Below are 663 nucleotides of genomic sequence, written 5' to 3' on the forward strand. Positions count from 1 at the left end.
AGCTTCATGGCCAACGCCTCATGCGGCCTTTCCTCGTTGAATTCGCTGATGAAAGCGTCAAATCTGGCCTGCTGTTGCAGGGCATTCATGCCCGGGGGCCGCGTGGTCTCCTGCTTCAAGGTGCGGTGCATGCGCTCGTGGCGGCCGTTCTGTTGCGGGTTGCCGGGCTTGATGCGCTCGATGGCAATGCCGAGCCTCAACCACCAGACCGACAGCTTCGACAGATTGTAGAGGCCGTTGGGGCTGGCGAAGGGGACCCCGTTGTCGCTTCGAATGGCGAGCGGCAGGCCGCGTTCCCTGAACAGCCGGACGAAGGCCTCGATGACCGGCGCTTCCCGTGTCGCTTCAAGCGCTTCGGCGAGAAGCAGGTAGCGCGAGGCCTGGTCGGTCACCGTCAGGGGGTAACAGTAGCGACCGTTGCCGAGCTTGAACTCGCCCTTGAAGTCAGCGCACCACAGATCGTTGGGGACGGCGGCCTGCGACAGCGGCGTGCCCATGGCCTTGTTCGCCCGGTTCCTCTTGCGGGCCTGGCTCACAAGGCCGTGGCGGTCGAGCACGGCATGCACCGTGCTCTTGGCCGGGATGCGCACATCGCCGGCGAGCTTCCTGATCAGCAGCTCCCTGATCTTCCTGGCGCCCCAGTGCGGCTTGTCGCGCTTGCTC

Annotated in this window: 1 protein-coding gene; it reads right to left on the bottom strand. The window is 65.0% G+C overall.

From position 1 onward, the window contains the following. The coding region (locus NKJ84_RS33090; protein ID WP_352510018.1) for an integrase core domain-containing protein at positions 1–663 on the bottom strand (663 nt) is incomplete at both ends.

This window comes from Mesorhizobium sp. M0048, from assembly GCF_040323405.1.
Lineage (GTDB): Bacteria > Pseudomonadota > Alphaproteobacteria > Rhizobiales > Rhizobiaceae > Mesorhizobium.